A 7,099-nucleotide genomic window follows, 5' to 3' on the forward strand; every position below is an offset into this window, starting at 1 on the left:
GACCGGGCGCGGCGGACGCCGGCGCGTCGACACCGGGCGCGGCGGACGCCGGGGCGTCGACGCGGGCGTCGGCCGTCGGGGGAGCGGTCTCGTCGTGCAGGGTCATCGGGTCCTTCCGCGGCGTCGATGGCGTGGACCCACGCTAACGCGGATGCGGGTCCGGTTCGCCGCGCGACGGCATCCCGACCGCCCGCAGAACATGTCGAGTGTCCAGGACGCGCCGGGCGCGTGCGCGCGGAGGCGGCGTGCCCTGGACACTCGAGCGGAAGGGGGCGGGGGCGGGGTCAGGCCCGGCGCACCTCGACCTCGACCAGGCGGGCGTCGTCGGCGCCCAGCTCGTAGGTCGGCCCGGTGATGCGCACGCCCACGGCCTCGTCGACGACGGCGCACGAGGGGCCGAGGCGCAGCTCGACCTCTCCGGCCTCGACGACGCGGCGCAGTGCCCGATCGCTGTAGGCGAGCCGCGAGGCCGGCACGGTGAAGCGCACCTCGGCGCTCTCGCCCGGCTCGAGCTCCACACGCGCGTACGCCACCAGTTGCGCGACCGGCCGCGTAACGCTGGCGACCGCGCGGTGCGCGTACACCTGCACGACGTCGGCCCCGTGCCGGGCTCCGGTGTTGGTGACGCGAGCCGACACCGTGAAGGCGTCTCCCGCGCGGACGTCGGCGACAGCTCCGGAGCCCGGGACCCCGCCCGTGGCCACAGCGCTCGCCGCGACCGAACCGCCGACCCCGTCCACCCGCAGCTCCGCGCGCGCGAACGTCGTGTACGACAGCCCGAAGCCGAAGGGGCGCACGGGCGTGGGGTCGGTGCTCGTCACACCCGAGGGCCCGCCGAGCAGCGGGTGCAGGTACGAGTACGGCTGCGCACCCGCCGAGCGGGGCAGCGACACGGGCAGGCGCCCCGAGGGGGTGGCATCCCCCGCCAGCAGGGCCGCCAATGCCGGGCCGCCCTCCTCGCCCGGGAAGAAGGCCTGCAGCACGGCGGCGGGACCGGCCGCGGTGTCGAGCGCCCAGTCCAGGGCGTACGGACGTCCGGTCAGCAGCACGAGCACGACCGGGGTGCCGGTGGCCACGACGGCCTCGACCAGCTGACGCTGCACGCCCGGCAGGTCGAGCGAGTCGGCGTCGTTGCCCTCGCCGACGGTGCCCCGCCCGAACAGTCCCGCGCGGTCGCCCACCACGACGATCGCGACGTCGGCCTCGCGGGCCGTCGCCACCGCGGCATCCAGTCCGGACAGGTCGGATCCCTCGACCGCGCAGCCCTGCGCGTACGACACCTCGCCGAAGCGCTCCGCGAGAGCGGCACGCACCGTCGGCAGCGAGAAGCCGAGCGGCACCCCGGGGTGATGAGCGAGCACGTGATTCGCGAACGAGTAGCAGCCCATCAGCGCGTCGGTGCTGTCGGCGTTCGGGCCGATCAGAGCCACGCGGCCGGGAGCGCGCAACGGCAGCACGCCGTCGTTGTGCAGCAGCACGACCGACTGCTCGGCCAGGCGGCGGGCGAGCGCCCGGTGCGCGGCGTCGTCGAGGTCGACGTCGGTCGGGGGCGTCGAGAAGTCGGCATCCAGCAGTCCGAGCTCCTCCTTCTCGGCGAGCACGCGCACCACGGCGCGGTCGACGACCGTCTGGTCGAGGGCGCCGGATGCCACCCGCTCGGCCAGGTGCGGATACGCGTCCGGTCCGGGCAGCTCGACGTCGATCCCGGCCTCGAGGGCCAGCTGAGCCGCCTCGCCACGATCGGCCGCGACGCCGTGCATCGAGCGCAGGAACTCGACGGCGAAGTAGTCCGAGACGACCGTGCCGTCGAAGCCCCACTGCCGTCGCAGCAGGTCGGTCAGCAGCTCGCGCGACGAGGCCACGGGCACGCCGTCGATCTCGGTGTACGAGTTCATGACGCTGCGCACCCCGCCGTCGCGGACGGCCATCTCGAACGGGGGCAGGAAGACGTCCTGCAGCTCGCGCGGTCCCGCGTGCACGGGGGCGTGGTTGCGTCCGGCGCGAGAGCCCGAGTACCCGACGAAGTGCTTGAGCGTCGCGTGGACGCCCGCGGCCTGCAGGCCCCGCACGTACGCGGTGCCGATGGTGCCGACGACGTACGGGTCCTCGGCGATGCACTCGTCGACACGGCCCCAGCGGGCGTCGCGCACCACGTCGAGCACCGGGGCCAGGCCCTTGTGAACCCCCACCTCGCGCATCGAGCGTCCGATCGCGGATGCCATGAGCTCGACCGCCTCGGGGTCGAACGACGCGCCCCAGGCGAGCGGGGTGGGGAAGGTCGCGGCCTTCCAGGCTGCGAAGCCCGTCAGGCACTCCTCGTGGACGAGGGCGGGGATGCCCAGTCGCGTCTCGGTCTGCAGGCGTCGCTGCTCGCCCCACAGCCACGCGGCCCGTTCCACGGGGTCGACGGGGCGGGTGCCGTACACGCGCGTGAGGTGGCCCAGGCCGTGCACCGTGGCATCCGCGTAGGCCGTCGACGTGACCTTCTCGCCCGAGAGGGGGGCGACGACCTCGTCGCCCTGGTCGACCCAGTACCCGACCAGCTGCGCGAGCTTCTCGTCGAGGGTCATCTCGGCGACGAGCGCCTGGACGCGGGCCGAGATCCCGGATGCGCGGGCAGCGCCGACGTCGGTGTGGTGGATGGTCATTTCTGGTCAGCCCTTCACGGCGCCGGTGAGGCCGCCGACGATCCGACGCTCGAACACGCTGAAGAACAGCAGTGCCGGGATCATCGACAGCGAGGTGAACGCGAGTACGCGGGCGGTGTCGACGGAGTACTGCGAGGCGAACGCCTGCGTACCCAGCGGCAGCGTGTACGCGGCTTCGTTGTTGAGGATGAACAGCGGGAGCATGTACGAGTTCCAGCTGTTGACGAAGGCCAGGATGCCGACGGTCACCACCGCGGGGACGGCGAGCGGCAGCACCATGCGCCAGAAGAAGCCGAGGCGGCCGAGGCCGTCGATCGAGGCGGCCTCCTGCAGCTCGTGGGGGATGGCCGACAGGAACGGCGAGAGGATGATGATGGTCAGCGGCAGCGCGAAAGCGATCTGCGGGATCACGACGCCGGCAAGCGAGTTCATCAGGCCGAGGTTGCGCACCAGGATGTACAGGGGCGTGATCGCGACCGTCATCGGGAACATCAGCCCGGCCGTGAACAGCGCGAAGACCACGCCCCGCCCGCGGAAGCGGTAGCGGGCCAGGGCGAAGGCGGCCATCAGGCCCAGGGCCACGACGAACACGGTCGTGGCGACCGCCGCGATCGCGGAGTTGCCGACCTGTCCCCAGAACACGCCGCTGGCGAGGACGTCGGCGTAGTTCTGCCAGTTCCACGTGGTCGGCAGGCCGGCCGGGTCGACGGTGATCTCGGCGTTCGAGCGGAAGCCGCCGAGGATGATGTAGACCACCGGCGCGAGCATCATGCCGATCAGCAGCAGAGCGACGAAACCGACGAGGATCGAGGACGACCGCTTGGAGCCCGCTGCGACGCGGCGCGGGGCCTTCGGGGTGACGAGGGTGGCGGTGGCGGTCATTTGGTGCCTCCGGTGAGGGCGCCCGCGGTGTCGCGTCGCAGCACGAAGCGCTGGTAGACGAGGGCGACGGCGAGCGAGATGAGGAACATCACCACGGCGACGGCGCTGCCGTAACCGAAGCTGCCGGCGTTGCGGCCGTTGGCGACCATGTAGGTCGCCATCGTGGAGGTCCCGGCGGTCGAGGCCACGTACTGGCCCCAGATGATCCAGACCAGGTCGAACAGCTGCAGCGAGCCGATGATCGACAGGAACGCCCAGACGCGGATGGTCGGGCCCATGAGCGGCAGCACGATGTGCCGCTGGATCTGCCAGTACGTCGCTCCGTCGATCGCCGCGGCTTCGCTGAGTTCCTCGGGGATGCCCTGGAGACCCGCGAGGAAGAGGATCACGGCGAAGCCGATGTACTTCCACGTGATGATGATGAGCAGCGTCCAGATCGCCAGCGCGGGGTCCGAGATCCAGTCGGCGCGGAGGGCGCCGAGACCGATCTTGTCCAGGGCGCCGTTGAGCGCTCCGCCCGACTGCAGCAGCAGGCCCCAGCCGAGACCGACGACGACCTCGGAGATGACGTAGGGCACGAAGATCAGCACGCGGATGAGCGACTGCGCGCGCATCTTGCGGTTCAGCAGCAGCGCCAGGCCCAGGGCGAGGGGGCCCTGCAGGACGAGCGAGCCGACGACGATCAGGGCGTTGTGCCCGAGAGCGTCGTGGAAGGCGGGGTCGGTGAGGATCGTGACGTAGTTCTGGATGCCGACGAAGTCGACGGGGGTGCCGAACCCCGACCACCGGTAGAAGCCGTAGTAGGCCGCGAGGACGACGGGGAGGATGACGAACGACACGAAGACCACGAGCGCGGGGCCCAGGAGGATCGCGAGTTCGCCGCGGATGCGCCAGTTCTCGAGGCGGCGCCGCGCGGGCGGCCGCCCGGCCGAGGGGGCGCGTCGAGCGCCCTCCCCGGCCGGGCGGCGAGACCCGGCGTCGGTCGCCGAGGTGGCGAGCTGGGTGGTCATGTGCGTCGTCCTCAGCGCGCGGCGGCGGCGTTGACGGCGTCGACGATGCCCTGCGGGCTTCCCTGGCCGGCGAAGAGGTCCACGACGGCCACGTTGAGCGCGTTTCCGACGTTCTGTCCGTAGAGCGTGTCGAGCCAGACCGAGACATAGGGCGCGTCGGTGTAGGCCTTCAGTGCCGACTGCAGGGCCGGGGTGGTGACGGCCGCGGTCGCCTCGCTCGAGGCGGGGATCGTCTGGAAGGCGTCGGCGTAGCGCTCCTGGTTCTCCTGGTTGACGGCGAAGTTCAAGAAGTCGGTGCACTGCGAGGGGGCGTTGACCCAGCACGCGTAACCGTCGACGCCGCCCATGATGGCGCCTTCTTCTCCGTCGCCACCGGGGACCTCGGGGAAGGGGAACCAGCCGAGGTCCGGCAGGGGCTGCTCGTCGGGCGTCAGCGAGGCGATGACACCGGGGTTCCAGGCGCCCATGAGCTCCATGGCCGCCTGCCGGTTGGCGAGCAGGCCGGCCGAGGACCCGGCGCCCTGCTGCGCGGCGGTGGTGAGGAACCCGTCGTTGAACGGCTGGGTGGCCAGGAACGACTGCAGGTTCTCGCCCGCCTCGATCCAGCACGGGTCGTCGAAGCTGCGGCTCGAGGCGGCCTCGTCGAGGACGTCCTTGGCGCAGGCGCGCAGCGCGAAGTTGTAGTACCAGTGCGCGGCGGGCCAGGCGTCCTTCGCGCCGACGGCGATCGGGGCGACGCCCGTGGCGCGGATCTTGGCGTTGGCGGCTTCGAGGTCGTCGATCGTGGCGGGGGCGGTGGTGACGCCCGCGGCCGACAGGAGGTCCTGAGAGGTGAAGATGCCCGAGGGCAGCACCGCGACGGGCATGCCGTAGTTCTTGCCGTCGACCTCGAACGCGCCGAGCGAGTTGCCCAGGGCGGCCTTGGCCTCGGGCGTGATCTTGTCGGTGAGGTCCATCGCCTGCCCGGCGGCGACGATGTCGGCGAGCTTTCCGCCGCCGCGTGCCATGAAGATGTCGGGAGCGTCACCGGCGTTCAGCGCGGTCTGCAGCTTGCCGTCGACCTCTTCGTTCTGCAGCGCCTGGATCTCGATCGTGACGCCGGGGTTGGCGGCTTCGAACGCGGCCGCGGTGTCCTCCCAGTACTTCTTGCCGTCGCCGGTGGTGGAGTTGTGCCACATCGTCAGCGTGACGCTGCCGTCGGCGTTCTGTCCGCCGGAGCCGCCGGCGGCGCAACCGCCGAGGGCGAGGGTGCCGGCGACGGCGAGGGCCGTTCCGGCGATGATCTTGCGCGTGTTCATGTGATGCCCGTTTCTCTTCGTCGAGTGCGTCGCAGGACGCGTCGGTGTCGGCTGCTCTGCCGGTGTCGCGGGCCGTTCGTCACGGCCGTTCGTTCGTTCCCCGGTGGGTGTGCGGCCCGCCGAGGTGTCAGCAGTGTCGCCCGGACGCGAAGGGCTCGTCAAACGTTTTCGAAAATGATTTCCACGCTAGGGTCGGATGCCATGAACAGGCGTGCCACGATCCACGACGTCGCGGCGGCGGCCGGGGTGTCGGTGGCCACGGTGTCCAAAGCGGTCAACGGTCGCTACGGCGTCTCGCCGCAGACCGTGGGGCGCGTGCTCGACGCGGTCGAAGCCCTCGGCTACGAGTCCAGCCTCGTCGCCAGCAGCATGCGGTCGCGGCGCACCGGGGTGATCGGGGTGCTCGTGGCCGGCATCGAGCCGTTCTCGGCCGAGATCCTCAAGGGCGTCGGGGGAGCGCTGTCGGGCACCGGCTACGACCTGCTGGCCTACACCGCCGCCCGTCGCGACGGCGAGGGGTGGGAGCGCCGCTCGCTGAGCCGGCTGAGCGGCACCCTCATCGACGCCGCGATCATCGTCACCCCTACGGTCGTCACCGTCTCGGGCGAGGTGCCCATCGTCGCGATCGACCCGCACACGGGTCGTGGCGACCTGCCCACGGTCGAGTCCGACAGCTACACCGGGGCGCAGCAGGCCGTCCACCATCTCGTGCAGCTGGGGCACCGTCGGATCGGTTTCATCGCCGGTCGCCCCGACCTGCGCTCCGCGGTGGCCCGCGCCTCGGGCTATCGTGCCGGACTCTCGGCCGCCGGCATCCCGTTCGATCCGGCCCTGGTCGGGGTGGGCCGCTACGAGCAGGACGTCGCGCGCGAGGCCGCGCACGCGATGCTCTCGCTCGACGACCCGCCGACCGCGGTGTTCGCGGCGAACGACCTGTCGGCCCTGTCGATCGTCGAGGTCGCGCGCGAGCGGGGGCTGCGCGTGCCCGACGACCTGTCCGTCGTGGGCTTCGACGACGTGCCCGAGGCCGCGCGGGCGCAGCCCGGGCTGACCACGGTCGGCCAGCCGATGAAGCGCCTGGGCGCCGAGGCGGTGCGCATGGTCCTCGCCCTGCTGGCGGGAGAGACCCTCGCGCAGACGCACATCGAGTTGCCCACGCGGCTGGTCGCGCGCGGGACGACGGCTCCGCCGCGCTCGCGCTGACCCGGCGTCCCGTCGGCCCACCCGGCATCCATCCCCGGCACGCCGCGCCGCACCACCC

General features: G+C 72.0%; 5 protein-coding genes. 1 reads left to right on the top strand and 4 read right to left on the bottom strand.

Annotated elements, in window-relative coordinates; translation table 11 throughout:
* Positions 1-284 precede the first annotated feature (284 nt).
* From DBR36_RS06360 to DBR36_RS06375, 4 genes are read right to left on the bottom strand one after another with little or no spacing between them, the layout of a single operon-like run.
* The gene (locus tag DBR36_RS06360) at positions 285-2,648 is read right to left on the bottom strand and encodes a glycoside hydrolase family 3 N-terminal domain-containing protein (protein ID WP_108318072.1); all 2,364 of its coding nucleotides are present in this window, start codon (positions 2,646-2,648) and stop codon (positions 285-287) included.
* Positions 2,649-2,654: 6 nt separating this feature from the next.
* Positions 2,655-3,530 carry a carbohydrate ABC transporter permease gene (locus DBR36_RS06365; protein ID WP_108318073.1) on the bottom strand — a complete coding sequence of 292 codons (876 nt, stop codon included), beginning with the start codon at positions 3,528-3,530 and terminating at the stop codon, positions 2,655-2,657.
* Complete coding sequence (locus DBR36_RS06370) at positions 3,527-4,540, bottom strand: carbohydrate ABC transporter permease (protein WP_108318074.1); 1,014 nt, start codon at positions 4,538-4,540, stop codon at positions 3,527-3,529. Before DBR36_RS06370 ends, DBR36_RS06365 begins: the two co-directional genes overlap by 4 nt.
* Positions 4,541-4,551: 11 nt before the next feature.
* Positions 4,552-5,838, bottom strand: a complete 1,287-nt coding sequence (locus DBR36_RS06375; protein ID WP_108318075.1) for an extracellular solute-binding protein — start codon at positions 5,836-5,838, stop codon at positions 4,552-4,554.
* Positions 5,839-6,039: 201 nt separating this feature from the next.
* Here DBR36_RS06375 and DBR36_RS06380 point away from each other — a divergent pair, with 201 nt between their 5' ends.
* Positions 6,040-7,041, top strand: a complete 1,002-nt coding sequence (locus tag DBR36_RS06380) for a LacI family DNA-binding transcriptional regulator (RefSeq protein WP_108318076.1) — start codon at positions 6,040-6,042, stop codon at positions 7,039-7,041.
* The last annotated feature ends 58 nt before the right edge of the window (positions 7,042-7,099 follow it).

The sequence above is a fragment of the Microbacterium sp. HMWF026 genome (assembly GCF_003061325.1).
Classification (GTDB): Bacteria; Actinomycetota; Actinomycetes; order Actinomycetales; family Microbacteriaceae; genus Microbacterium; species Microbacterium testaceum_E.